The organism is Kitasatospora sp. NPDC101176 (assembly GCF_044768035.1).
Classification (GTDB): Bacteria; Actinomycetota; Actinomycetes; order Streptomycetales; family Streptomycetaceae; genus Kitasatospora.
In genome coordinates this window covers 112,959-135,495 of the sequence record NZ_JBIWPA010000013.1, presented here as the reverse complement: position 1 = coordinate 135,495, position 22,537 = coordinate 112,959, and the positions used below count along the sequence as shown (strand labels likewise).

Here is a 22,537-nt window from a genome sequence, read left to right as displayed (position 1 = left end):
CCGGCGTCGCCGAGCGTGCCCGCCGTCCGGGTCGGTGCCGCCGCCGGTCGCGCCCCGCGAACCGCCTGCCGGGGGCGCCGGGGGTCGCCGGTCGGCACCGCCGGTCGGTACCGCCGGTCGGCACCGCCCGTCGGGACCGCCCGCCGAGCGTGCCCGGCGGGCGTCGGCCACTCTGGGACGCGAAGCCCCATGCACCGAGGAGGCCCCATGCAGCAGCCCACGCCCCGCGTCGCGGGCCCGCCCGGCGCCCTGCGCGGCTGGCTCGACGCGCTCGCCGTGGTGCTGGCCGGGGTCGCCGCGATGGCGGCGGTGGCCGCGCTGGGCCTCTGGCTGGCCGGTGCGAACGACCTGCCGGGCGGTGGGTTCCCGTCGGTGCTGGCCGCGACACTGGCCCTGGCCGTCGGCGGTTCCGTCCAACTCGACGGCGGTGCGGGGCAGTTCGCCGCGCTGGACGCCGGGATCAGTGCGATGCCGCTGTCCGTCTCGCTGGCCGGCGCGGTGGTGATGGCCGAGGTGTTCCTGCGTCAGCTGCGCTTCCGCGCGGTGGCGGCGGGCGGTGAGCTGCTCGGCCGGATCGCCCGGACGGTGGCGCTCTGGCTGGTCGCCCTGGTCCTGCTGACCCTCGGCGCCCGGCACACCTTCACCGTCCCGCTCGGCAACGACCTGGTGCAGTCCATCGGCGGCGCGCTCGGGCTCACCCCTGAGGTCGGCTTCCACGCGGACGCCCCGAGCACGATCGGGATCGGTCTGGCCTGGCTGCTCGCCGTCCTCGCCGGGACCTTCGCGGTGTCCCGCCGGGCACCGCTGCCGCGCTCCCTGGTGCGCTATCAACCGGCCGTCCGCCCGGCCGCGTTCGCGCTCTGGGCGGTGCTGCTCGGCTATGTGGCGATCGGGGTGGTGACCGGGGTGCTGACCGCGGTCGTGCACGGGAACGCCAAGCAGACCATGGCGGTGGTGCTGCTCGCGCTGCCCAATCTGGTCTGGATGGCCTTCGGCGTCGGGCTGGGCGCGGAGTGGCACGGGCGGCTCGACGGCGCGCTCGGCCTGCCGGTGCCCGAACCGCTCGCCGAGGTGCTGCGCGCCCCGGGCGGCGGAACGGCCACCGTCGACCTGGGCACCCTCGCCGACCAGGACGCCCGCAGCTGGTGGCTGCTGCCGCTGGCGGCGGTGCTGATGCTCGCCGCCGGGTTCCTGGCGGCCCACCGCTCGCCGCGTGGCGTCCCGCTCTGGCAACACGCCGTCCGCTTCGCCCTGGCCGCCGCGGTGACGATGCTCCTGGTCGGCCTCTGGACCCGGGTGGACGCGAGCTACGGCCTGTCCGTCCTCGGGGTGGGCGTCGGCGAGGGCGGTCTGGGCGACCTGCTGGGCAGCGTGCTCGGCGGCACCAACCCACTGTCCGGGCTGGGCAGCGGCAGCCTCACGCTGCAACCGGTGCTGCTGACGGCCGTCCCGCTCGCCGCGGGCTGGGGCCTGCTGACCGGCGCCCTGGGCGCGCTGCTGGCCGCCCGGACGGGCCGCCGGGGCGAGGTCGCCGACCCGGCGCGGCCGGCGGACGCGGCGGGTCCGCCGGGCTGACGGCCCGGCGGCCGGTGCCGGCGTCAGAACAGCCGGTGGCCCCGGACCCGGACGGTGCGGCCGCCGCCCTCCCGGATCCGCCGGAGCCGGCCGACCCCGCTGTGCAGCTTCGCGGTGGCCAGCAGCGACGGCCCGACGACCACCCCGGCGGCCGCCAGCGCGACCAGGACCCCGATGGTGTCGACGGCCCGGTCGTCGCCCTCCTCGACGGTCTGCCCGCCGAGGTGGACCAGCATCGGGAGGGTGACCAGCAGCGAGAGGACCAGCAGCCAGCCCAGCACCCGCTGGACCAGCTGCTTGCCCCGCGCCCGGCCCGCGCTCTCCACCCGCACCGAGAAGGCCTGCGTGCAGCGGGGGCAGATCAGTCCGACGTCCCGGCGCCCGGCGGCCGGCCGGGGCGATCCGCCGGGCGGCAGGTGGGACACGCTCCACCGGACGGTCGTGGTGGCCGGCCCCCGCTCCACGGCCACCCGGCAGCCGATGCTCACCACGTACCGCTCGCCGATCGACGACCGCGCCATGCCCGCCACCCCCGGGAGTCCGCCGCCGCGCGCGTCGCGGGGGCAGGCGGATTGTTGCCGCGGCGCGGGCGGGCGAAACGCGCTGCACGGGAGGCCGCCGGGCGCAGCGGCGCCGGCCGGTGGGGTGGCGCCGGCCGGTGGGGTGGCGTCGGCGGGCGGGGTGGCTCAGAACGCCTGCGCGAGCAGGACGACCGCCGCCGGGACGGCCTGGGCCAGGGCCACCCGCCAGAGCCGGCGCTCGGAGACGAACAGGGTGATGCCGCCGGCCACCAGGAAGGCCCCGATGTAGCTGATCACCGCCCGCCCCGCGGTGGTGTGGCCGTCCGTGTGCAGGAGGACCAGTCCGGCGACCAGGCCGAGCGCCAGGAACAGGTTGTAGAAGCCGACGTTGAAGCGCCAGAGCCGCACCTCCGGGGCGTCCGCCGTGCTGCCGGTGAGCAGGAACCGCACCCGGGGGTGGCCGTACAGGAAGCTCTCCAGCGGCCACGCGATGAGGTGGATCGCGGCGGCGAGCATGGCGAAGACCTGGCTCACGGCGTTCATGGGTGCGACTCCTCGGGACGGCGGCGGGCGGTGCGGGCGGCGGGCGACCCGGCGGGCGGACGGCCGGGGCGGGGGTCGGGAGCGCTCACCGCGGCGGCGGGTGGACCACCGGTGCGGCCCAGGCCGGCGGCTCGGGCACGGAGCCCGGCCCCGGGCCGGGCCCGGCGGCCACCGGGACGACCTGGGTGGGCGGCCCGGCCCCGTTCCAGGGCTCCGCGCCGTCGCCCCGGCCGGGCGCCGCGGCGCTGGCCGCGCGGAGCTCGGCGACGAACTGCAGGCAGCTGGCGTACCGTTCCGCGGGCGCCTTGGCGAGCGCCCGGGTGATCACGGCCGCCGCGGCGGCGGGCAGGTCGGGGCGGTGCGTGCGCAGCTCGGGCGGCGGGTCGTTGAGGTGCGCCCAGAGCAGGGCGAGGTCGCTCTCCCGGCGGAACGGCGGGGTGCCGGCGAGCATCTCGAAGACCACGCAGCCGAGGCTGTACTGGTCGCAGCGCCCGTCCAGCGGTTTGCCGGAGATCTGCTCGGGCGCGGCGTAGTCGAGGGTGCCGACGATCTGGCCGACGCTGGTCAGCCCGCTCAGCGAGAGGGACTTCTTGGTGAGCCCGAAGTCCGCCAGGTACAGGTGCTCGGGGTGCTCGCTGTCCGTCCCGGCGGCGACCAGCACGTTGCCCGGTTTGACGTCGCGGTGGACCAGGTCGTGGTCGTGCGCGGCGTCCAGTGCGGAGGCGATCTGCAGGGCCAGCCGGGCGGCCCGCTCGATCGGGAAGGGCCCGCCCCGGTTGAGCAGGCCGCGCAGGTCGCCGCCCTCGACGTAGCGCATCGCGATGAACAGGATGCCCTCGTGCTCTCCGGCCTCGAACACCGGGATGATGTGCGGGTGGTCGATCGCCGCGGCGGCCTCGGACTCGTGCATGAAGCGCTGGCGGAACACCTCGTTGCGGGCCAGTTCGGGGGCGAGCAGCTTCACGGCGACGGTCCGGCGCAGCCGCAGGTCCTTGGCCCGGTACACCACGGCCATGCCGCCGCGGCCGATCTCCCCGTCGAGCCGGTAGCCGGCGATCCGGCGCCCGACCATGCCGGCCGGCAGGCTGGGGGCGGACAGCTGGTCGGTCGGCCCGTCCGGCGGCCCCTCCGGGGGCGGCCCGGGCGGACGGCCGGCGGGCCCCTCCGGCAGCGGGTCGGGGGACGGGTCGGGGGACGGGTCGGGCGGCCGCCGGTCGGCCGGTTCGGTCGGGTTCACAGGTCGACCGCCCTGGTCGGCGCGTACGGGCCCTGCGCGGGCTCCTGCGGGGCGGGCCCGGGGGCGGGCGAGGGCCGCGGCGTGGGCGCGGGGGTCGGTGCGGGCCGGTCGGTGGCCGCGTACGTCTGCAGCTGGAGGCCGTCGCAGTAGCACCACCGGTCGTGCACCGGGTCGAACACCCAGAGCGCCTCGCCCTCGACGACCAGCCCGATCCGCAGGCCGCGGGCCCGGTCCCGGAACGTCTCCAGGTCCAGCGAACCGGCCGCGAGGTCCTCCAGCAGGGTCCGGTAGCGCGCCAGCGCGGACTCGGCGTCGGCGAGCGCGGGGCGCGGGTCGGCGGTGCGGGCGGGCGGGCCGCCGACGGCGGGCGGGGTGTCGGGCAGGGTGATCAGCAGCCGGCCGTCCACCCAGGCGGACCAGCCGTTGGAGCAGAGGATCTGCGCCCAGTCGCCCTGCCGGGAGAGCAGGCGGACCGGGAGCAGGGCGTCCAGCCGGGCGGAGGGCCGGGCCGGGTCCGGGGCCGTCCAGGTGGCCATCCCGGCCGGCGGGGCGACGTGGGTGGGGCGGAACGCGAACTCGTCCATGGGCGGCTACATTTCCTCCGCCGCGCGAGCCGCGGCCGCGCGCGGCACGATTCGCAGCACAGGTCTGTCTCCCACTCTACCGGCGGCGGTCCGGTCCAGCCCGGGGCCGCCGTCACCGCCGCATGATGGCGGGCTCGTGCCGCCGCAGCAGGGCCAGCACGGCGAGGCCGTAGGCGACGGACAGGGCGGGCAGCACGGCCATGCTGAGGAGCCAGCCGGCGCGCTCGTGCCGGAACATCGGGTCGACGGTGATGTTGGTCGGGAAGATGCTGTGCAGCTCGATGGTGCGGGCCATCGCGGAGAGTCCCCAGCGGGACGGGATCAGCCAGGCGAACTGCTCCAGCCCGGGCACCCCGTGCAGCTTGAGCATCAGCCCGCTGAAGACGATCTGGACGACGGAGAGGAGCACCAGCAGCGGCATGGTGGCCTCCTCCTTCTCCACCACGGCCGAGACCACCAGGCCGAGCATCATCGCCGAGAAGGCGAGCAGTGCGACCGCGATGATCAGCTCGGGCAGCTGCGGCATGACCACTCCGGTCGGTACCGCGAAGGACAGGTCGACCCCGGCCAGCCCGACCACGGTCAGCACCACGGCCTGACCGACCGTGACCGTGCCGAGCACCACCACCTTGGACACCAGGTAGGCCGACCGGGACAGTCCGACCACGCGTTCGCGCCGGTAGATCGCCCGCTCCTTGACCAGCTCGCGCACCGAGTTGGCGGCGCCGGTGAGCAGGCCGCCGATGCAGAGCGTGAGCAGGCAGTTGACCGCGTTGTCCGGGGTGATCCGGCTGCCGGCCATCACCCGGCACATCAGGCCGATCACGAAGGGCAGCACCACCATGATGGTGAGGAACAGCCGGTCGGCGGCGAGCACGGCGGTGTACCGCCGCACGAGGGTGCCCAGCTGGGCGAACCAGCCCTGCGGCTTCTCCCGCCCGATCGAGGGTGCCTGCGCGCCGGGCGGCGGCACGGCGGGCACCGGAACGGCCGGGACGGACTCGGCGGCCACGTAGCGCCGGTACTGCGGGGAGGCGCGGAAGCGGCGCTGCCAGGCCTCGTGGTCCTCGCTCTCGAAGGCCTCGAAGGCCTCCGGCCACTCCTCGAAGCCGAAGAACTCCAGGGCCTCGCCGGGTGGGCCGTAGTAGGCGGTGCGGCCGCCCGGCGCGAGCACCAGCAGGCGGTCGCAGACGTTGAGGCTCAGCACGCTGTGCGTCACCACGACCACCGTGCGGCCGTCGTCGGCGAGCCCGCGCAGCATGTGCATCACCGAGCGCTCCATGCCGGGGTCGAGGCCGGAGGTCGGCTCGTCGAGGAAGAGCAGGGAGGGCTTGGTCAGCAGCTCCAGCGCGACGCTGACCCGCTTGCGCTGGCCGCCGGAGAGGCTGGCGATCACCTGGTCGGCGCGTTCGGCCAGGCCGAGTTCCTGGATCACCTCGGTGACCCGGGCCTCGCGCTCGTGCTTGGCGGTGTCGCCGGGGAAGCGCAGTTCGGCGGCGTAGGAGAGCGCGCGCCGCACGGTCAGCTGGGTGTGCAGGATGTCGTCCTGCGGGACGAGGCCGATCCGGCGGCGCAGTTCCGCGTAGTCGCGGTAGAGGTCGCGGCCGTCGTACAGCACGGTGCCCTCGTCGGCGGGGCGCAGCCCGGTGAGCGCGTTGAGCAGGGTGGACTTGCCGGCGCCGCTCGGTCCGGCGACGGCGAGCAGGGCCTTCTCGGGGAGCGGGAAGCTCATGTCGTCCAGCAGGACCCGGTGGTCGGGGCCGACCCTGACCACCAGGTGCTGCACGTCCAGGGAGATCTCGCCGGTGTCGGTGTACTCGACCAGGCGGCCGTCGGCGAGGCAGAGCGCGGAGTGGCCGATGCCGACGATGTCGGCCGGTCCGACCGGCGCGCGCCGCACCGGGCGGCCGTTGAGGTAGGTGCCGTTGTGGCTGTCGAGGTCGACGATCTCGTGCCCGCCGTCGGGCAGTTCGCGCAGTTCGGCGTGGTGGCGGGAGACCACCAGGTCGTCCAGGACGAGGTCGTTGTCGTCGGAGCGGCCGATCCGCACGGTGCGGTCGGGCAGCTGGATCACCGCGCTGGGGCTGCGGAAGGTGCCGGAGGACTGCGGGGCGAGCAGCGAGGTCCGTTCGCCCGGGTCCGGGCGGGGCAGTCCGGCGAAGGTCGCGGAGGGGCCGTCGGCCGGGTCGCCGAAGCGCAGCCTCGTCCCGGGGCCGACGTCCTCGCGGTCGACCCGGTGGCCCTCGTCGAAGGTGCCGTTGGTGCTGCCGACGTCCTCCAGCAGCCAGTGGCCGTCGTCGGCGCGCAGCACCGCGTGGTGCCAGGAGACCCGGGGGTCGTCCAGCACGATCTCGCTGGTCGGGTCGCGGCCCAGGTGGTAGGCCCGGGTCGGTTCGATCAGCTGCGACTCGGTGTCGGTGACCAGGACGAGGGGCGGCGCGACGGACGCGCCGGGGCGCTCTCCCATGGTCGGATTCTATCGCCGGGACGGCCTCGCGGCCTTCCGGAGGGCGGGCCTCCCGGATCGCGGGATTGGACTGGACCACTGCGACGACGCGGCACTATCGTTCGGCGTGCCCGCAGCCACCCGCCGAACCACCGGGGACGGAACGCATGAGTATCTGGCCGCAGTTGCGCCTGTCCCGGACCATCAGAGCCGGCCGTGCCCCGGGCACGGTGCTGCGCTGCGGACTGATGGACACCATGCTGGCCGACCTCGCCGTCTCGGTGGTCCTCTGCTTCGACCGGCCGCTGGACGACGAGCGGCTCGCCGCCGGCCTGGCCCGCGCCCTGGAGCGGGTGCCGGTCTTCGCCGGGCGGCTGCGCACCGTGGACGGCGTCCTGGAGGCGGTCTGCGACGACTCCGGCGTCCCGCTGGACCTCTACACCGTGGACGGCACGCTCGCCGAGGCCATGGGCCGGGTGACGGCCCCCGGCTCCGACCTGGCCGACCCGGTGGACGCCCCGGCCGCCCGCACCGGCGGCGCCCCGCTGTTCACCGTGCGGGTCACCCGCACCGGCGACGGCGGCACCGTGCTGGGCTGCTCCTGGCACCACGCGGTCGGCGACCTGCACAGCTTCATGCTGCTGCTGCGGATCTGGTCGGCGGCGGTCGAGGGGGAGGAGCTGCCGGAGGCCGAACTGGTCGAGGACCAGGACGCGTTGCTGGCCGGAGTGCTGCCGGAGTCGGACTGCGGGCGGCCCGGCTTCCGGGTGCCGGGGGAGGAGGAGGCGCAGCTGCTGGCCCGCGAGGTGGCGGCCGGGCCGCGCGCCAACCGGACCGTCCAGATCCTCTTCACGGACGCCGAGGTCGAGCGGATGCGCGAGGAGTTCAGTGCCGCGGCCGGGCGCCGGCTCTCCTCCGGGGACGTGCTCTGCGCCCACGTGGTCTGCACCCTGCGGGAGCTGGACGGCGACGGGGCCGAGCGCTGGCTGACCGTCCCGGTCAACGCCCGCCGCTGGCTCGGCCTCTCGCCCGCCCTGGTGGGCAACCTGCTGGGCGACGTCCACCTGCCGCACCAGCCCAAGGACGGCCCGGCGGCGCTGGCCGGCGCACTGCGGGCGGCGGTCGAGGAGTTCCCGACCGCCCACCTCAACCTGCGGGCCAACCTGGACTTCCTGGCCTCGCTCGGCCGTGACCGGCTGCGCGACTGCGTCCCGCTGGGCTTCGACCCGCAGGCGCGCCGGTTCAGCTTCTCCAACTGGAGCCGCTTCGGCGCCTACCGGGTGAGCTTCCAGGGCCACCGCCCGGTGTTCTTCAGCCCGACGGCCAACTACCCGCTCCCGTGGGTGAGCTGGACGGTCGAGGGGTTCGGTGGCGCAGGCTTCCTGACCACCGTCGTGCTGCCGGCCCGGCTCGCCGCCCGGGTGCGGGGGGCGGAGGGGCGGGCCGCACTGCACCGCTTCCGCGCCGCGGCCGACGAGCTGCCCGCGCCGGCCGCGGCGTTCCCCAAAGTGATCTGATGGATCGTCAGGGCATCCTCGGGGGCGGTGCGTCAGACGAAGGCGGCCTCGATGGCCGTCCAGAGCGCGACCCGGGCGCGCAGTGCGGTGCGGACGGTCTCGGCGCAGGAGTCCCACTTGGCCTGGTCGTCGCCGCACAGGTCGATGAGCATCTGCATCGCCATCGGGGTGTGCTGCTCCCCGTCCACCTCGATGTGCCGCGCCAGGTAGTCCTTGAAGACGGTGAGCACGCCGTCCGGGTCGTCGATGCCGACCACCTGGGCGAACATGTCGGGGATCAGGTCCTCGCGGCCGAAGGCGAAGGCGGCGGCCCGGCAGTGCACCGGCGCGTTCTCGATGATCGACCAGGTGGTGCCGGTGAAGTCGGCCGCGGCCTGCGGGACGGCCGCGGCCTTCAGCGCCTCCGGGACGGCGGTGCCGGTGCCCAGCAGGCCCAGGAACTCCTCGACCGGCCGCGGGTCGGCGCCGGCCTGCCGCATGCCCTCGACGTACAGCTCGAAGTGGCTGGTGTAGCCCTCGCCCAGCTCGTCGCTCTCCTCCACCAGCACGATCTCGTTGATCAGCCGGCGGCTGGCGGTGGGCCCGTTCGGCACCCACGGGACGTCCACGCAGGTGAGGTCGCGCTGCAGGCTCTTCAGCAGCGACATGAAGTCCCAGACGGCGAACACGTGGCTGTCCAGGAAGGTGCGGACGCGCCCGATGCTGGTCAGCCCGCCGTAGACGGTGTGGCCGACCACCTCGCGGCGCAGCGGGTCGATGGCCTGCTGGAGGCTGGTCAGGCCGGGGTGCGAACGGTCCCAGTGGTAGCGGTTGGTGGACACGTCGACTCCTTCTGTTCGGGGGGAATGCGGGGGAGAGGGGGTGGGGCAGGGCTGCTTCAGGGCTGCTTCATGACGGCGTGCAGCGCGTGGCGCAGCTGCTCGCGGCCGGGCTGCAGGGCACGGTCGAGGGCGGGGGCGAAGGGCAGGACGGCACCGTCGGGGCGGGTGACCCGGCGGGGCGGGGCGATCAGGCGCATCTCCTCGGCGGCGGTGGCCAGCACCTCGGCGGCGAAGCCGCAGCTGCGGTTCGAGTCGTCGAGGACCACCAGCCGACCGGTGCGTTCCAGCGAGGCGGCGAGCGCGGCCCAATCTAGGGGGTGGAGCGTGCGCGGGTCGAGGACTTCGACGGAGATCGTCCCGGAAACCTCCTCGGCCACCGCGAGCGCGTCGTGCACCAGGTGCCCCACCGCGACGACCGTCACGTCGGTGCCGTGCCGGTGGATCCGGGCCCTGCCGAGCGGGACGGCTTCGAGGTCCCGGGTGACGGTCTCGCGCACCGGCAGGGCGGCGGCCGGGGCGAACACCACCACCGGGTCCGGGTCGCGGATCGCCGAGCGCAGCAGCCCGTACGCGTCGGTCGGGGTGGCGGGCACCACGGTCTTCACCCCGGCGTGCGCGAACAGGCTGTACGGGTGGTCGGAGTGCTGCCCGGCCCAGCCGTCCCGGGAGCCCGACCCGGGCACCAGACAGGTCAGCGGGACGGCCGCCTGACCTCCCGTCATCAGCGAGAACTTGTGTGCCTGGTTGACGAGTTGCTCGAAGACCAGGAACAGCAGCGAAGGGATCTGGAACTCCAGCACCGGGCGCCGCCCGGCGAGCGCGGTGCCGATCGCCATCGCGGTGAAGGCCTGCTCGGACAGCGGGGTGTCGACGATCCGGCCGGGGCCGAAGCGGTCCAGCAGACCGAGCGTGGGCCCGGCCAGGCCGGCTCCGATGTCCTCGCCGAACACGCAGACCGCCGGGTCGGCGGCGAGCTCGTCGGCGATCGCCCGGTTGAGCGCCTTGGTGTACGAGAGCCTGGTCATGCCACCGCCCCCGCCCGGGGCCGCAGCCCGTCGGCGTACAGGTGGTCCAGGGCGCCGGCCGGGTCGGGGTGCGCGGAGGCCAGCGCGAAGTCCTCGGCGGCGGTGAGCCGGCCGGCGACCTCCTCGTCGATCCCGGCGACGGCCCGGGCGTCCAGCAGGGCGGCGGCCCGGGGGAGCGGATCCCGGGCGCGCCAGGCCGCCACCTCCTCGGGGGTGCGGTAGTGCAGCTTCATCCGGCGTTCCATGGTGTGGTGGCCCTCGTAGCGGTAGGTGCGGCACTCCAGGAAGCCGGGGCCGCCGCCGGCCCGGGCCCGGTCGACCGCGCGCAGCGCGGCGGCGCGCACGGCCTCGGTGTCCATGCCGTCCACCTCCTCGGCGGGGATGCCGAAGGCGGCCGCCCGCCCGGTCGCACTGCCCGCGACGGCGGCGGCGGCGGGCAGCGTGGTGGCGTAGCCGTTGTTCTCGCAGACGAACAGCACCGGAAGGCGCCACATCGCGGCGAGGTTGAAGGACTCCAGCAGCACGCCCTGGTTGAGCGCGCCGTCGCCGAAGAAGGCGACCGCCACCCGGCCGTCGCCGGCCTGCCGGGCGGCCCAGGCGGCGCCGACCGCGATCGGGGCGCCGGCGCCGACGATGCCGTTGGCGCCGAGGATGCCGAGCGAGAGGTCGGCCGCGTGCATCGAGCCGCCCCGGCCGCCGTTCAACCCGTCGACCCGGCCGGCGAGTTCGGCGAGCAGCCGGTCGGGCGCCGCGCCGCGGGCCAGGACGTGGCCGTGACCGCGGTGGGTGCTGGTGAGGCGGTCGCCGGGCCCGAGCGCCGCGCAGACGCCGACCGCGACGGCCTCCTGGCCGATGTACGGGTGGATGCCGCCGGGGATCGCGCCGGCCCGGACCAGGCCGAGCGCCAGCTCCTCGAAGCCGCGGATCAGCCGCAGCATCCGGTAGCGCTCGGCGGGCGTCCCGAGCGGCGCCGTCCTGCGGGGTCCGGCCGCCCCGGCGGCCGGACCGGGGGAGGCCGTCACCGGGTGCCCCGCCAGACCGTCGGGCAGAACCGCGGGTCGGCGTAGTCGGGTCGGCCGTCCGCGGTGCGGCGCACCAGCACGTCGTGGTTGTACACCACCGGCTCGCCGTCGGCCCTGGCGTGCCGGCGGTACGCGTTGGCACCGTCCTGCAGGTGCAGCGAGACGGCCCGGCGCGGGAACGCGGCCAGGTTGGGGCCGCTGCCGTGGTAGGTGCGGCAGTGGTGGAAGGACATGTGGCCGCGCGGGATCTCCATCGGGACGGTGCGCACCTGCTGCCCGTTGTGGGCGGCGTTGGCGGCCAGGATGCCGTCCAGCTCGCCGCGGTCGCGGTCGGCGAAGTGCCGGGTGGAGTCCTCGCCGGAGTCCAGCTCACGCCAGCGGTGGCTGCCGTCGACCATGGTGATGGTGCCGTTCTCCTCCCCGCAGTCGTGGAACGGGATGAAGGCGGTGAGCATCTCCTCGGAGGTGGAGGTCTGCCAGTAGTGCTTGTCGAAGTGCCAGGGCACCCGGTTGCTCGGCTCCCCGGGCACCGGGGGCTTGTAGATCAGGGTCGCCTGGAAGATCCGGATCTCCTCGGCCCCGGCGAGCAGCGCGGCCACCGCGCCGACCAGGGGCTTGCGCAGGATCGCGCCGATGGCGTCGCTCTCGTAGTGCACGTAGTCGTTGTGCCGCTGGACGGGGCCGTGCGAGGGCTCCCATGAGGCCAGTCTGGGCGGGCGGACGGGCAGTTCGCGGTCGCGTGCGCCGGCGTAGTACAGCTCGGTGGCGGCCTGGAGGGTGTCCAGCTCCTCGTCGGAGAACAGCCGGCGGGACAGGTACCAGCCGTGCTCACGGTAGTGGGCGACCTCCTCGGGCGTGGGCAGCAGGTCGCGTTCGGCGTCGGTGAGGTGGAACTCGGTGACGGTGGTCACGGGTGGTGCCTCCTTCTTCGGGATCCGGCGGTCAGACGGAGGCGGCGGAGCTCTGCCGTTCGACGGCCTCGTAGAGGGCCTTGATGTTCGCGGTGCCGAAGGTGCCGGCGCCCTGACGCTCGATCAGCTCCAGGAAGTACGTCCGCCGCGGGTGGGTGGAGCGGACGAAGATCTGGAACAGCTGGCCGCCGTGGTCCTGGTCGACCAGCACGTGCAGGTCGCGCAGGGTCTCCACCGGGATGGCGGTGGTGCCGAACCGCTCGGCGAGGGCGTCGAAGTAGGCGCCCGGGGTGCTCAGGAACTCCACGCCGCGGGCCCGGGCGGTGCGCACGGCGGTGGTGATGTCGCGGGTGCGGAAGGCGAGGTGCTGCACGCCGGCGCCGTCGTGGGAGGACAGGAACTCGTCGATCTGGCCGGGCCGGCGGCTGGTGTCCGGCTCGATCAGGGTGAAGGTGACCTCGCCGGAGGCGCTCTGCACCACGCTGGAGTCCATGGCCTGCTCGCCGACCTCGATGTACTCGCCGAAGATCCGGTGGAAGCCGAGCGCGGCCTCGCAGAACCGTACGGCGTCGGCGAGTTCGCCCGCCGGGACGCAGATCGCGACGTGGTCGAGGGCGTCCAGCAGGCCCGGTGCCTCTCCGGCGTCGGCCGGGCGCTCCGGGACGAGGCGCAGGGCGGTGTCGCCGAAACCGGCGATCAGCCCGCCGGCCCGGTCCAGCACGCGGGCGCCGTGCCGCTCGGCGCGCTCGAGCGCGGCCTGCGGGTCGGTGCAGGACAGGGCGAGGACGGCGACGCCGTCACCGTGCCGGGCGACGAACTCGGCCACCGGGTGGCCTGGGTCGGCGGCGGAGGCCAGGTGCACGCGGATCGAGCCCTGGTGCAGCCGGACGGTGCGGGTGCCGTCCGGCCCGGTCACCGGCGGGTCGGCGGTGAAGTCGAAGTCGGCGCAGAGGCCGGCGGCGGTCTTGTCGGCGTCGGAGCAGTGGTACTCGACGTGGGTGATGGTCTGGATGGACAACGGGATCTCCCCCCGGAGGGATGGGAAGGGCGGGCTCGGGCTGGTCGGACGGGCCCCGGCGGGCGGTCCGGGTGGACGCCGGTCCGGTCCGCCGGACAAGCCCTAGCGGGCGGCCCGGGTGGACGCCGGGCCGAGGATCAGGCTGAGGTTGTGGCCCCCGAAGGCGAAGGCGTTGCTCAGCGCGGCGCGCACCGGTGCGGTCCTGGCCGCGCCCCGGACGTGGTCCAGGTCGCAGGCCGGGTCGGGGTCGTGCAGGTTGAGCGTCGGCGGCAGCGTCCCCCTCGCCACCGCCAGGGCGGTCACCGCCGCCTCCAGGGCGCCCGCAGCGCCCAGGAGGTGGCCGGTGGAGCCCTTGGTGGAGCTGACCGCGGGCGGCCGGCCGGCGAAGACGGCGTGCAGCGCGGCGGTCTCGGCCACGTCACCGAGCTTGGTGCCGGTGCCGTGTGCGTTCACGTAGTCGATGTCGCCCGGGGCCAGACCGGCGTTCGCGAGCGCGGCGCGCATCGCGTCGGCGGCGCCGGCGCCGTCCGGGCGGGGCATGGTGGGGTGGTGGGCGTCGGTGGAGGCGCCCCAGCCGATGACGTCGGCGTACCCGGCGGCGCCGCGGGCGTCGGCGTGCGCGGCGCGTTCCAGGACGAGGACGGCACTGCCCTCGCCGAGCACGAAGCCGTTGCGCCGGGCGTCGAACGGGCGGCTGGCCTGCTCGGGCTGCTCCCAGCCCTGGGCGAGCGCCCGGGCGTTGGTGAAGGCGGCGGCGATGGTCGGGTGCAGCGAGGACTCGGTGCCGCCGCAGACCACGACGTCCGCGTCGCCGGAGCGGATCAGCCGCAGCCCTTCGGCGACGGCCTGGGCGCCGGCCGCACAGGCCGTCACCACGGCCGAACTGTAGCCGCGGATGCCGTGCTTGATGGCGATCCGGGCGGTGGCCATGTTGGAGAGCATGCCCGGCAGCAGGTACGGGCTGACGCCGGGGCGGCCGCGCTCCAGGCGGCGGTGCGACTGCTGCTCGAAGGTCTCCAGCCCGCCGCCGCCGGTGGCCAGCACCACGGCGGTGCGGTGCGGGTCGACGCCCTCGCCGACCACCAGGCCGGCGTCGGCGAGCGCGTCGTCGGCGGCGGCCAGGGCGAGCAGGACGAAGCGGTCCACGCAGCGGGTCTCGGTCGGCGGCAGCACCTCCCGGCCGTCCACGGCGGGGGCGATCCCGGCGGCGGGCAGCCAGCCGTGGGCGGGGTGGCCCTCGGGGACGGCGCGCAGGCCGGAGCGGCCGGCCGTCAGCGCCTCGAACACCTCGGCGGGCTTGCGGCCGAGCGGTGAGACCAGGCCGATGCCGGTGACGACGGCTCCCGGGCGGGCGCTCATGCCTGCACCGCGGCCAGGTAGCGCTCGCGCAGCAGCACCTTGCGGACCTTGCCGGTCGGGCCGAGCGGGATGTCGCTCCCGGAGACCACCAGTACCTGGCGGACGGTGGCGGCGGCGGCCTCGTCGAGGGCGGCGACGACCGCCTCGGTGCGGTCGGCGTCCCGGTCGGCGCCCTCGGCCAGGATCAGCAGCACGTCGGTGACGACCCGTTCGCCGTCGCGGACGGCCACCACCGTGCAGTCCGCCGCGTCGGGGCAGGCGGCCAGCACCCGCTCCTCCGACATGGCGGTGAACAGGCGCCTGCCGTCGCCGAGTTCGACCGAGTCGACGGCCCGGTCGACGTGGTAGTAGTAGCCCTCCTCGTCCCGGTACATCAGGTCGCCGGTGAGGAAGCGGCCGCGGATCCTGGTGCGGAAGGTGGTGGCCGAGTCGTTCCAGTAGCCGAGGGCCAGGGTCGGTGAGGCGGTGGCGAGTTCGCCGACCTCGCCGGGGCCGAGCGGTTCGCCGTCCGGGCCGACCACCTCGCAGTCGACGAAGGCGTGCGGGCGGCCCACGCAGCGCCCGTAGCGCTCGGTGCCGGGGCCGTGGGTGATGAAGAAGTGCGAGTGGCCCATCTCGGTGGAGCCGAGCCCGTCCACGAACAGCGATCCGGGTGTGCGGGTGCGGCCGGCGCGGGTGACGGACTCCCGGCTGCCGGTGGCGATCAGGCGGCGGATGTGCACCTCGTGCGCGCAGTCGCCGGTGTTCCACCAGAGGGCGACGGAGGAGAGGTCACGGGCGGCGAGGTCGTGGTGGGCGAGGTCGGCCCAGGTGGCGGCGAAGCCGACGACGCCGGTGGGCCGCCACTGCTCGACGGCGTCCAGCACCCCGGCGCCGGATTGCCCGGACAGCACGGCGAGCCGGGTGTGCGAGCTGAGCGCGAGGTTGAGCGCGATCAGGGTGGCGGCGTGCGGCGCGGGCAGTGCGCTCAGCATCCGCTCCTGCCCCTGCGGGCGGGGCAGCCGCAGCCGGTGGCGGATCGCCGCGTACAGGCTCGCGTGCGAGTGGACGACGGCCTTCGGCATGCCGGTGGTGCCGGAGGAGTGGGTGATCGCGACCGGGTCGCCGGACCAGTGCCGGTAGGGCGCCGGGGCGTCGTCCGGGTCGGCGGTGCCGAGCGTGCCGATCTCGGGGAGCAGCGGCGCGCCGGGGTCGTGGTCGGCGAGGGCGGCCAGGTGCGCGGGGTCGGCGAGCACGCCGACCGCGCCGAGCCGGGCGATGTAGCGGGCGGCCCGCTCGCCGTCGAGGTTGGGGTTGAGCAGCGCGGGGACGGCGCCAAGCCGGGCCAGGGCGAGGAAGGCGAGCACGTGGTCGGCGGCGTCGCCCGCGTAGACGACGACCGGGTCGCGGCGGGTGATGCCGAGGCCGTGCAGGGCGGCGGCGCGGGCCCGGACGGCGCGGTCGAGCTCGCGCAGCGTGAAGGGCTGCCAGGCGGGGTGGCCGTCCACCGCGGTGTCGAAGGTCAGCAGCGGCTCGTCGAGGCCGAGGCCGAGGGCGAGCCGGGTGGTCAGGACGTTGCCGGCGCCGACGTCGGGGTCGTCCGCCAGCAGGGTGCGGAGACTGCGGATGGTCACGGGGGTGGATCCCTCCCTCGGGGCCGGGGCCGGGGGCGGCCCGGGCGGCTGATCGGGTGTCGGGGCGGTGCGGCCGCCCGGGCGGCGGGGGCTTCGGCGGGTGGCGGCTGGGTGGCGGCGGGGCTTCGGCGGGCGGCCCGCGGGGACCGGCCGGTGCGGCGGCCGGCCGCGGGCCGTGGGCCTCCGGTGCGGCGGAGCCGGTCCGGCCGGGTGCGGCCCGCGCGGGTGCCGGCCTCGTCGCCGGCTACCCCCGGGGGCTACCGCTGGTGGTGGCCCGGCGGTTCAGCCGGTGACCAGGACGGCCACCGCGTGGTCGCCGTCGTCCGTCTGCTCGGCGGCGACGACCAGGACCAGGTCGGCGTCGCCGTCCGCGAGGAGCAGCGCGGCGAGGTCGAGGGCGTCCGCGGGTACGGTTCCGGGGGCGGCCTCGGCGGGGCTGATCGCCAGGACGGGGCCGGTCAGGCCCCAGCGGGCGGCGATGTGCCCGAGCACGGCGTTGGGGTTGGACTGGAAGAACAGCAGCGGGGCCGGTCGTCGCCCGGGTTCGGCCGTGCGGTCGATGGCCCGCGCGGTGGCGCGGTCGCCGCCGGCGCTCGCCAGCAGCAGGGCGGTCCGCCCGGGGGCGGGCGGTGGTCCGTGGTGCGCCTGCAGACAACGGTCGGCGGTGTCGGCGACGAGCGGGCCGAAGCCGGATCCGGCGAAGCCGGGCAGGGGCGGCGGCGGGCCGGTCAGACCGGGGCCGGGTCGGCGGGCCTCGGCGAGGACGCGCAGGGCGCGGGCGGCCGGGTCGGGGGTGCGGTCGGTGATCATGGTGTCGGTGTCGGTGTCGGTGTCGGAGCCGGGGAGGGGGGCGGGTACGGGCGGCGCGTTGGGCTCGTGCGGTTCATGCGGCGGCCACCAGCAGGGCGGTGTTGGCGCCGCCGAAGGCGGAGTTGAGGTTGAGCGCGTAGCGGGGGCCGGCGGCGCGCGGGCCGTCCAGGACGAGGTCGAGGCCGACGTCCGGGTCGGGGCCCAGCCAGCCGGCGTTGACCGGCAGCAGGCCGCGGCCCAACGCGCCGATGGTGACGACGAGTTCGAGCAGGGCGGAAGCCTCGAGGGCGTGCCCGTGCACGGACTTGCTGGAGCTGACCGGCAGTTCGGCGGTGTGGCGGCCGAACACCCGGCGCAGCGCGCTCGCCTCGGCCTGGTCGGCGAGGGTGGAGCCGGTCCCGTTGGCGTTGACGTAGCCGACCTCCTCCGGGGCGACGCCGCCGCGGGTGAGCGCGGCCTCGATCGCCCGGACGGCTCCGTCGCCCGCGGGCTCGGGGCGGCAGACGTGGTGGGCGTCACCGGCCCGCCCCCAGCCGGCCAGCCGGGCGAGCGCGGGTGCGCCGCGCCGTTCGGCGGCCGGAGCGGCCTCGACCACCACGGCGGCGGTCGCGTCGGCGAGCAGGGTGCCGGTGCGGCCGGCGCTGAACGGTCGCAGTTCGCCGTCGCGGGCCAGCGCCCGCCCGGCGTCGAAGACGGCGAACACACCGGGTTCGACCAGGTGCCCGGCCGCGACCAGGACCCGTTCGTGCCGTCCTGCGGCGACCAGTGCGGCGGCGTCCGCGACGGCGGTGGAGGCCGCCACGCAGGCGCCGGTGTACACCCGGGTGAGGCCCCGGGTGCCCCAGACGGCACTGACGCCGGCCGCCACCGCGTCGGCCGTGCTGCGGGTCCGTTCGTCGCTGTGCAGGGCGAGCAGGAGGGGCATCCGCCCGCCGTCGTCACCGGTCAGTCCGGCCTGCCGGCAGGCCTGGCCGATGGCGTCGAGGACGGCCCGGGCCAGCGGGAAGGTGTGCGCGAGCGGGACGCCCGGTGGCAGCAGGGCCGCCCGGGTGGTGCGGCGGGCGCTCACGTCGAAGCGGGTGACCGGGCCGAACGCGGCCTTGCCGTGGACGGCGGCCTCGGTCAGCGGGTCGGGTCCGCGCCCGGCGGCGCTGAGCACCCCGAGCCCGGTGACCACCGGCCGGGTGCCGGCGGTCGGGGTACCGGTCATGGCCGTGCGGCCGAGCGTTCGGCCAGGACGGCCGCGCGCAGCAGTTCGGTGGCCTCGTCGACCGTCCGGACGGCGCCGAAGCGGTCGTCGTCGAGGTCCAGCTGGATGCCGTAGCGCTGCTCGAACTCTGCTATCAGCCAAGTGAGTTCGAGGGATCCGAGATCCTCCGGCACATCGTCGGCGGCGCGCTGCCCGAACGCCGCCAGCATCGTGCGGACCTCGGCCCGGTCGGGGAGGCCGGAGTCGCTCACGCCGCGCTGCCGGTGGTGGCGGCGGCGGTGGCGGCGATCCGCTTGACGACGTCGGCGGTGAACTCGTCGAGCGTCATCAGCGCGGTGGTCTCCATCTCGTCCAGGTCGAACTTGATCCCGAACTCGTCCTCGACCTGCACCGACAGTTCGGCCAGCGCGAGCGACTCGAGGTCCAGCCCGGCCGGCCCGAGGTCGGTGTCCCCGGTGACGTCGGTGACGTCGTACTGCATCTCGGTCAGGGAGGCGAGGACGAACTCGCGGATGCGGTCCTGCATGGTGTGGCTCCTTGTCGGGGTGGTGCAGCGTCGGTGCGGTGTGCGGTGTGCGGTGTGCGGTGTGCGGCGTCGGGGTTCGTGAAACGTCGGCGTTCGTGCAGCGTCGGTGCGGTGCGCGGCGCCGGGGTGGTTCAGCGTGCGGCGGTGGCCGCGGCCGTGGCGGTGGTGCGCAGCGCGGCCGGGTCGCGCAGCAGCTTTCCGGTGGCGGTGCGGGGCAGTTGCGCCAGCAGGGCGATCCGCCGCGGCCGCTTGTAGGCGGCGAGCCGGCGGGCCAGCCCGTCCTGGACGAGGGCGAGGTCGGCGTCGGGTTCGGTGGCGAGGTAGGCCTCGATCGCGCCGTCCTCGAAGACCACCACGGCCTCGCGGACCTCGGGCAGTGCGGTGAGGGTCTGCTCGACCTCGGTGAGGTCGACCTTGAGCCCGCCGATCGAGACCTGGGAGTCCAGCCGGCCGAGCACGGTGACCCGGCCGGTGGCCCGGTCCAGCTCGGCCGCGTCCCGGGTGTGCAGCCAGCCCTCCGACCAGCGGGTCGGGTCGTCCAGCCCCGGGTACGGCGAGGCCGGCGCGCCGATCTGCAGCTCGCCCGCGACCATCCGCAGCCGCATCCCGTGGACGGGCTGCTTGGCGGGGTGGAGCGTGCCGGACAGGTCGGTGGCGATGACCCCGGTCTCGGTCATCCCGTACATGGTGCCGAGCGGGACGCCGTAGCGGCCGGTGAACAGCGCGGGCAGGCCCGGTCGGACCAGCTCGCCCGCCACGATCATCCGGCGCAGCTGCGGCAGCCTCGGCGGAGCGACCGCGCCGGCCAGCAGCTCGGCGTGGAAGGGCACTCCGACGAGGGTGGTCGGCCGGTCGCCGGCGGCGACGGCCGCGAGGATGCCCGCCGCCGTCATCCGTTCCGGCACGGTGACCGCGGCGCGGGCGTGCAGACCGTTGAGCAGTCCGCCGACCAGGCCGAGCACGTGCACCACCGAGGACAGCAGGACGACCCGTTCACCTTCGCCGGGGAACTCCTCCAGCCTGCGGTAGCAGTCGAGTTCGCGAAGCAGGTCGCCGGCGGTGCGGGCGATGACCTTGGCCGGTCCGGTGGATCCGGAGCTCAGCTGGATCAGCGCGTGCCCGCTGCGGGCCGGGAGCCCGTCCGGCAGGCGGACGGCCACCGGCTCCACCTCGGAGAAGCCGCGCAGCGCCGCCGCGGGCCGGTGAGCGGAGCCTAGCAGCACCTGCGGGGCCAGCCGCGCCACCGCCGAGTCGACCTCGTGGTCGGTCAACCGGTGGTCGAGCAGGGCGACTTGGGCGCCGAGCCGCCAGCATGCCAGCAGCGCGGCGACGAACGCCACCGAGGGCGGCAGCCGCAGTGCGGCGGTGCCGCCCGGTGCGAGCCCGGCCGCGGCGAGCCGCTCGGCCTGGTCGTCGACCAGGGCGCGCAGGGCGTCCCGGTCGATCGGTGCTCCGAGGTGCAGGCACTCCTCGCCCCCGGGGCCGGCCAGCAGCAGCCGGTCGACCCAGGAGTCCGGGGCGTCGGCGTGCGGCGGTTCGGAGGGCGGAAGTGAGGAGGGGGAAAAGCGGGTCAACACCACTCCACGCAAGTGAGGGGATTTGACATGAACGCCGTTCACAACCAAAACGGTCAATTCCGTTGCCAGACCATTGCACAGACGATTGGTCAAATCAAGGTCTATACCAATGTGCCGGTTGCTCCTACGCTGCCGACCGGGACCGGCCCGCGCGTGGCCGTCCGGGAATCGAGGATGCCCGTGGGAGAACTCACGCTGGCCGGGATCGAGCGCGCCGCGCGCACGCACCTTCCCCCGGAAATCTGGGACTTCATCGAAGGCGGCAGCGGAGCGGAACGCACCCTGGCGGCGAACCGGGAAATGTTCGCACGCTATGCGCTGCGCCCGCGCACGATGGTCGACGTCTCGTCCTGCTCGCCCGCGCTGACCTTGCTCGGCACCCCGCTCGCCCTCCCGGTCGGGATCGCCCCGATGGCCTACCACCGGCTGGTCGATCCCGCGGGCGAGACCGCCACCGCCCGCGCCGCCGGCCGCGCCGGCGCCCTGCTGGTCGCCGCGATGTTCGCCAGCCGTACCCTGGAGGAGATCGCCGCCGCCGCCACCGGCCCGCTCTGGCTCCAGCTGTACTGGTTGCGTGAACGCGCCGCGCTCGCCGCCCTGGTCGAACGCGCCGAGGCGGCCGGCTACCGGGCGCTCGTCCTCACCGTCGACGCCCCCCGGATCGGCCGCCGGCTGCGCGACCTGCGCAACGGCTTCGCCATCCCGCCGGGCGTGCGCGCCGTCAACCTGGACCCGGCCCTGATGTCCGCCAGCCACCGTGCGAGTGGCGGCAGTTCGGGCATCGCCGAGCACGCCCGCCAGCAGTTCGACCCCACCCTGACCTGGGCCGACCTGGCCTGGCTGCGCGAGCGCACCCGGCTGCCACTGGTCCTGAAGGGCGTGCTGACCGCCGAGGACGCCCGGCTCGCCGCCGAACACGGCGCCGACGCCGTCCTGGTCTCCAACCACGGCGGCCGACAACTCGACGGCGCCCTGCCCGCCCTGGCCGCACTGCCCGAGGTCGTCGACGCGGTGCCGGCCGACCTGCCGGTGCTGCTCGACGGCGGCGTGCGCACCGGCACCGACGTCGCCCTCGCCCTCGCCCTCGGCGCCCGCGCCGTCCTGGTCGGCCGGCCGGTGTTCTGGGGCCTGGCCACCGGAGGCGAAGCAGGCGTGCACCACGTCCTCGACCTGCTGCGCGAGGAACTCGAGCACACCATGGCCCTGTTGGGGCGCCCCCGGCTCGCCGACCTGGACCGCACCGTCCTCGCCCCCTGGCCCTGTCCGGTCGGCTGAACCGCGCACCACCCGCACCACGTCGTCAAAGGAAGAGAGCCATGACCGAACCGCGCCCGACCACCGCCCGACCCGACCCCTTCCCCGGCTGGGACTGGGACGACCCCGACGACCTCGCCACCCGCCTGGACGCCTTCAGCGCGCAGGTCGCCACCTGCGACAAGCTCGCGGCGCACCCCGGCGGGCTGCCCCGCGACCACGCCGGACTGCGTGAACTCGGCATCACCGGGATCGAGTTCGCCGCCTTCCGGACCGACCACCCGGAGGGCCTGGGCACCGACCTCGCCACCCTGCGCAGCCCCTCGGCGGCCACCGAACCCGGCACCCTCTACCGGGTCGACGGCGACCGCTGGTTCACCCAGCTCGACATCGGCCGCCCGCTGCCCCTCGCCGACGCCAGCGTCGACTGGGTGTACGCCGAGCACCTCATCGAGCACGTCACCATGCCCGTCGCCGTCGGCTGGCTGCGAGAGGTCCACCGCGTGCTGCGCCCCGGCGGGGTGCTCCGCCTCACCACCCCCGACCTGGCCCGCTACCTGGTCGGCTACGCCACCGGTGACGGCTTCCTCGCCAAACACCGCCGCCGCCTCACCACCCTCGGCTTCGGCCCGCCGATGCCCGCCCGCCCGGCCTTCCTGGTCAACCAGATCTTCCGCCACTACGGGCACCAGTGGATCTACGACCTCGACGAGCTGCGCCACGTCCTCACCCTGGCCGGCTTCGAGGCCGGACGGATCCGCCCCTGCGCCTACCGCCAGGGCGTGCGGCCCGACGTCGCCGACCTCGACACCGCGTTCCGCACCGACGAGACCGTCTACGTCGAGGCCGACCGCTGACCGGCAGCCGCTGATCGCCGGCCGCCTCCCGCGACCGCTGGAAGCCGACCGCTGGCCGCCGGCCGAGCGGCGGCCCGACGTCGCCGGCAGGCCGTCCGCGGCGACGCCGCC

21 protein-coding genes are annotated in these 22,537 nt (G+C 75.5%); 4 read left to right on the top strand and 17 right to left on the bottom strand.

What is annotated here, in order from left to right; all coding sequences use genetic code 11:
- The first annotated feature begins 207 nt into the window (after positions 1–207).
- Positions 208–1,575: a streptophobe family protein gene (locus ACIRS1_RS20030; RefSeq protein ID WP_402841515.1), complete on the top strand. Its 1,368-nt coding sequence runs from the start codon at positions 208–210 to the stop codon at positions 1,573–1,575.
- Positions 1,576–1,598: 23 nt separating this feature from the next.
- On the opposite strand, the gene ACIRS1_RS20025 is transcribed toward ACIRS1_RS20030, so the two are convergent.
- The 5 genes from ACIRS1_RS20025 to ACIRS1_RS20005 form a co-directional block, all read right to left on the bottom strand.
- The gene (locus ACIRS1_RS20025) at positions 1,599–2,096 is read right to left on the bottom strand and encodes a hypothetical protein (protein WP_360221889.1); all 498 of its coding nucleotides are present in this window, start codon (positions 2,094–2,096) and stop codon (positions 1,599–1,601) included.
- 165 nt (positions 2,097–2,261) lie between these two features.
- The gene (locus tag ACIRS1_RS20020) at positions 2,262–2,639 is read right to left on the bottom strand and encodes a DUF1304 family protein (RefSeq protein WP_360221886.1); all 378 of its coding nucleotides are present in this window, start codon (positions 2,637–2,639) and stop codon (positions 2,262–2,264) included.
- An 85-nt stretch (positions 2,640–2,724) separates the two neighbouring features.
- Positions 2,725–3,711 carry a serine/threonine-protein kinase gene (locus ACIRS1_RS20015; protein WP_402841627.1) on the bottom strand — a complete coding sequence of 329 codons (987 nt, stop codon included), beginning with the start codon at positions 3,709–3,711 and terminating at the stop codon, positions 2,725–2,727.
- A gap of 161 nt (positions 3,712–3,872) precedes the next feature.
- Positions 3,873–4,460 carry a hypothetical protein gene (locus tag ACIRS1_RS20010; protein ID WP_360221883.1) on the bottom strand — a complete coding sequence of 196 codons (588 nt, stop codon included), beginning with the start codon at positions 4,458–4,460 and terminating at the stop codon, positions 3,873–3,875.
- A gap of 112 nt (positions 4,461–4,572) precedes the next feature.
- A complete protein-coding gene (locus ACIRS1_RS20005; RefSeq protein ID WP_402841512.1) occupies positions 4,573–6,927 on the bottom strand; it encodes an FHA domain-containing protein in 2,355 nt (784 codons plus the stop codon).
- A 146-nt stretch (positions 6,928–7,073) separates the two neighbouring features.
- On the opposite strand from ACIRS1_RS20005, the gene ACIRS1_RS20000 reads away from it, so the two are divergent.
- A complete protein-coding gene (locus ACIRS1_RS20000; protein ID WP_402841509.1) occupies positions 7,074–8,423 on the top strand; it encodes an acyltransferase in 1,350 nt (449 codons plus the stop codon).
- A 32-nt stretch (positions 8,424–8,455) separates the two neighbouring features.
- Here ACIRS1_RS20000 and ACIRS1_RS19995 read toward each other — a convergent pair whose 3' ends face one another.
- The 12 genes from ACIRS1_RS19995 to ACIRS1_RS19940 all read right to left on the bottom strand — a co-directional run bounded on the left by ACIRS1_RS19995 (position 8,456) and on the right by ACIRS1_RS19940 (position 20,315).
- Positions 8,456–9,244, bottom strand: a complete 789-nt coding sequence (locus ACIRS1_RS19995) for a DUF3050 domain-containing protein (RefSeq protein ID WP_402841507.1) — start codon at positions 9,242–9,244, stop codon at positions 8,456–8,458.
- Between the two features lie 56 nt (positions 9,245–9,300).
- Positions 9,301–10,269 carry an alpha-ketoacid dehydrogenase subunit beta gene (locus ACIRS1_RS19990; RefSeq protein WP_402841505.1) on the bottom strand — a complete coding sequence of 323 codons (969 nt, stop codon included), beginning with the start codon at positions 10,267–10,269 and terminating at the stop codon, positions 9,301–9,303.
- The gene (locus ACIRS1_RS19985) at positions 10,266–11,291 is read right to left on the bottom strand and encodes a thiamine pyrophosphate-dependent dehydrogenase E1 component subunit alpha (RefSeq protein WP_402841502.1); all 1,026 of its coding nucleotides are present in this window, start codon (positions 11,289–11,291) and stop codon (positions 10,266–10,268) included. The genes ACIRS1_RS19990 and ACIRS1_RS19985 overlap by 4 nt, the downstream gene beginning before the upstream one ends.
- A complete protein-coding gene (locus ACIRS1_RS19980) occupies positions 11,288–12,202 on the bottom strand; it encodes a phytanoyl-CoA dioxygenase family protein (protein ID WP_360221866.1) in 915 nt (304 codons plus the stop codon). Before ACIRS1_RS19980 ends, ACIRS1_RS19985 begins: the two co-directional genes overlap by 4 nt.
- Before the next feature lie 31 nt (positions 12,203–12,233).
- Positions 12,234–13,220, bottom strand: a complete 987-nt coding sequence (gene hppD / locus ACIRS1_RS19975) for a 4-hydroxyphenylpyruvate dioxygenase (RefSeq protein ID WP_402841498.1) — start codon at positions 13,218–13,220, stop codon at positions 12,234–12,236.
- A gap of 102 nt (positions 13,221–13,322) precedes the next feature.
- Entirely contained in the window at positions 13,323–14,579 is a 1,257-nt protein-coding gene (locus ACIRS1_RS19970) for a beta-ketoacyl-[acyl-carrier-protein] synthase family protein (RefSeq protein WP_402841496.1), read from the bottom strand.
- The gene (locus tag ACIRS1_RS19965) at positions 14,576–16,192 is read right to left on the bottom strand and encodes a class I adenylate-forming enzyme family protein (protein WP_402841494.1); all 1,617 of its coding nucleotides are present in this window, start codon (positions 16,190–16,192) and stop codon (positions 14,576–14,578) included. Before ACIRS1_RS19965 ends, ACIRS1_RS19970 begins: the two co-directional genes overlap by 4 nt.
- Positions 16,193–16,474: 282 nt before the next feature.
- Entirely contained in the window at positions 16,475–17,002 is a 528-nt protein-coding gene (locus ACIRS1_RS19960) for a beta-ketoacyl synthase N-terminal-like domain-containing protein (RefSeq protein WP_402841492.1), read from the bottom strand.
- Positions 17,003–17,075: 73 nt separating this feature from the next.
- A complete protein-coding gene (locus ACIRS1_RS19955; protein ID WP_402841490.1) occupies positions 17,076–18,212 on the bottom strand; it encodes a beta-ketoacyl synthase N-terminal-like domain-containing protein in 1,137 nt (378 codons plus the stop codon).
- Positions 18,209–18,463: an acyl carrier protein gene (locus tag ACIRS1_RS19950; protein WP_402841487.1), complete on the bottom strand. Its 255-nt coding sequence runs from the start codon at positions 18,461–18,463 to the stop codon at positions 18,209–18,211. The genes ACIRS1_RS19955 and ACIRS1_RS19950 overlap by 4 nt, the downstream gene beginning before the upstream one ends.
- A complete protein-coding gene (locus ACIRS1_RS19945; protein WP_402841484.1) occupies positions 18,460–18,738 on the bottom strand; it encodes a phosphopantetheine-binding protein in 279 nt (92 codons plus the stop codon). The genes ACIRS1_RS19950 and ACIRS1_RS19945 overlap by 4 nt, the downstream gene beginning before the upstream one ends.
- Positions 18,739–18,869: 131 nt before the next feature.
- Positions 18,870–20,315 carry a class I adenylate-forming enzyme family protein gene (locus ACIRS1_RS19940; protein ID WP_402841481.1) on the bottom strand — a complete coding sequence of 482 codons (1,446 nt, stop codon included), beginning with the start codon at positions 20,313–20,315 and terminating at the stop codon, positions 18,870–18,872.
- A gap of 174 nt (positions 20,316–20,489) precedes the next feature.
- Between ACIRS1_RS19940 and ACIRS1_RS19935 the strand changes: the two genes are divergently transcribed.
- Both ACIRS1_RS19935 and ACIRS1_RS19930 read left to right on the top strand, forming a co-directional pair.
- Positions 20,490–21,590: an alpha-hydroxy acid oxidase gene (locus ACIRS1_RS19935; RefSeq protein WP_402841478.1), complete on the top strand. Its 1,101-nt coding sequence runs from the start codon at positions 20,490–20,492 to the stop codon at positions 21,588–21,590.
- 41 nt (positions 21,591–21,631) lie between these two features.
- Positions 21,632–22,426: a methyltransferase domain-containing protein gene (locus tag ACIRS1_RS19930; RefSeq protein ID WP_360221836.1), complete on the top strand. Its 795-nt coding sequence runs from the start codon at positions 21,632–21,634 to the stop codon at positions 22,424–22,426.
- Positions 22,427–22,537 lie beyond the last annotated feature (111 nt).

Bases quoted from the DNA above. Each gene is read 5' to 3' on its own strand.
- ACIRS1_RS19955 (WP_402841490.1), bottom strand. From the start codon at position 18,212: ATGACCGGTACCCCGACCGCCGGCACCCGGCCGGTGGTCACCGGGCTC.
- ACIRS1_RS20010 (WP_360221883.1), bottom strand. From the start codon at position 4,460: ATGGACGAGTTCGCGTTCCGCCCCACCCACGTCGCCCCGCCGGCCGGG.
- ACIRS1_RS20015 (WP_402841627.1), bottom strand. From the start codon at position 3,711: ATGGTCGGGCGCCGGATCGCCGGCTACCGGCTCGACGGGGAGATCGGC.
- ACIRS1_RS19970 (WP_402841496.1), bottom strand. From the start codon at position 14,579: ATGAGCGCCCGCCCGGGAGCCGTCGTCACCGGCATCGGCCTGGTCTCA.
- ACIRS1_RS19960 (WP_402841492.1), bottom strand. From the start codon at position 17,002: ATGATCACCGACCGCACCCCCGACCCGGCCGCCCGCGCCCTGCGCGTC.
- ACIRS1_RS20025 (WP_360221889.1), bottom strand. From the start codon at position 2,096: ATGGCGCGGTCGTCGATCGGCGAGCGGTACGTGGTGAGCATCGGCTGC.
- ACIRS1_RS19935 (WP_402841478.1), top strand. From the start codon at position 20,490: ATGCCCGTGGGAGAACTCACGCTGGCCGGGATCGAGCGCGCCGCGCGC.
- ACIRS1_RS20000 (WP_402841509.1), top strand. From the start codon at position 7,074: ATGAGTATCTGGCCGCAGTTGCGCCTGTCCCGGACCATCAGAGCCGGC.
- ACIRS1_RS20005 (WP_402841512.1), bottom strand. From the start codon at position 6,927: ATGGGAGAGCGCCCCGGCGCGTCCGTCGCGCCGCCCCTCGTCCTGGTC.
- ACIRS1_RS19945 (WP_402841484.1), bottom strand. From the start codon at position 18,738: ATGCAGGACCGCATCCGCGAGTTCGTCCTCGCCTCCCTGACCGAGATG.
- ACIRS1_RS19990 (WP_402841505.1), bottom strand. From the start codon at position 10,269: ATGACCAGGCTCTCGTACACCAAGGCGCTCAACCGGGCGATCGCCGAC.
- ACIRS1_RS19930 (WP_360221836.1), top strand. From the start codon at position 21,632: ATGACCGAACCGCGCCCGACCACCGCCCGACCCGACCCCTTCCCCGGC.
- ACIRS1_RS20020 (WP_360221886.1), bottom strand. From the start codon at position 2,639: ATGAACGCCGTGAGCCAGGTCTTCGCCATGCTCGCCGCCGCGATCCAC.
- ACIRS1_RS20030 (WP_402841515.1), top strand. From the start codon at position 208: ATGCAGCAGCCCACGCCCCGCGTCGCGGGCCCGCCCGGCGCCCTGCGC.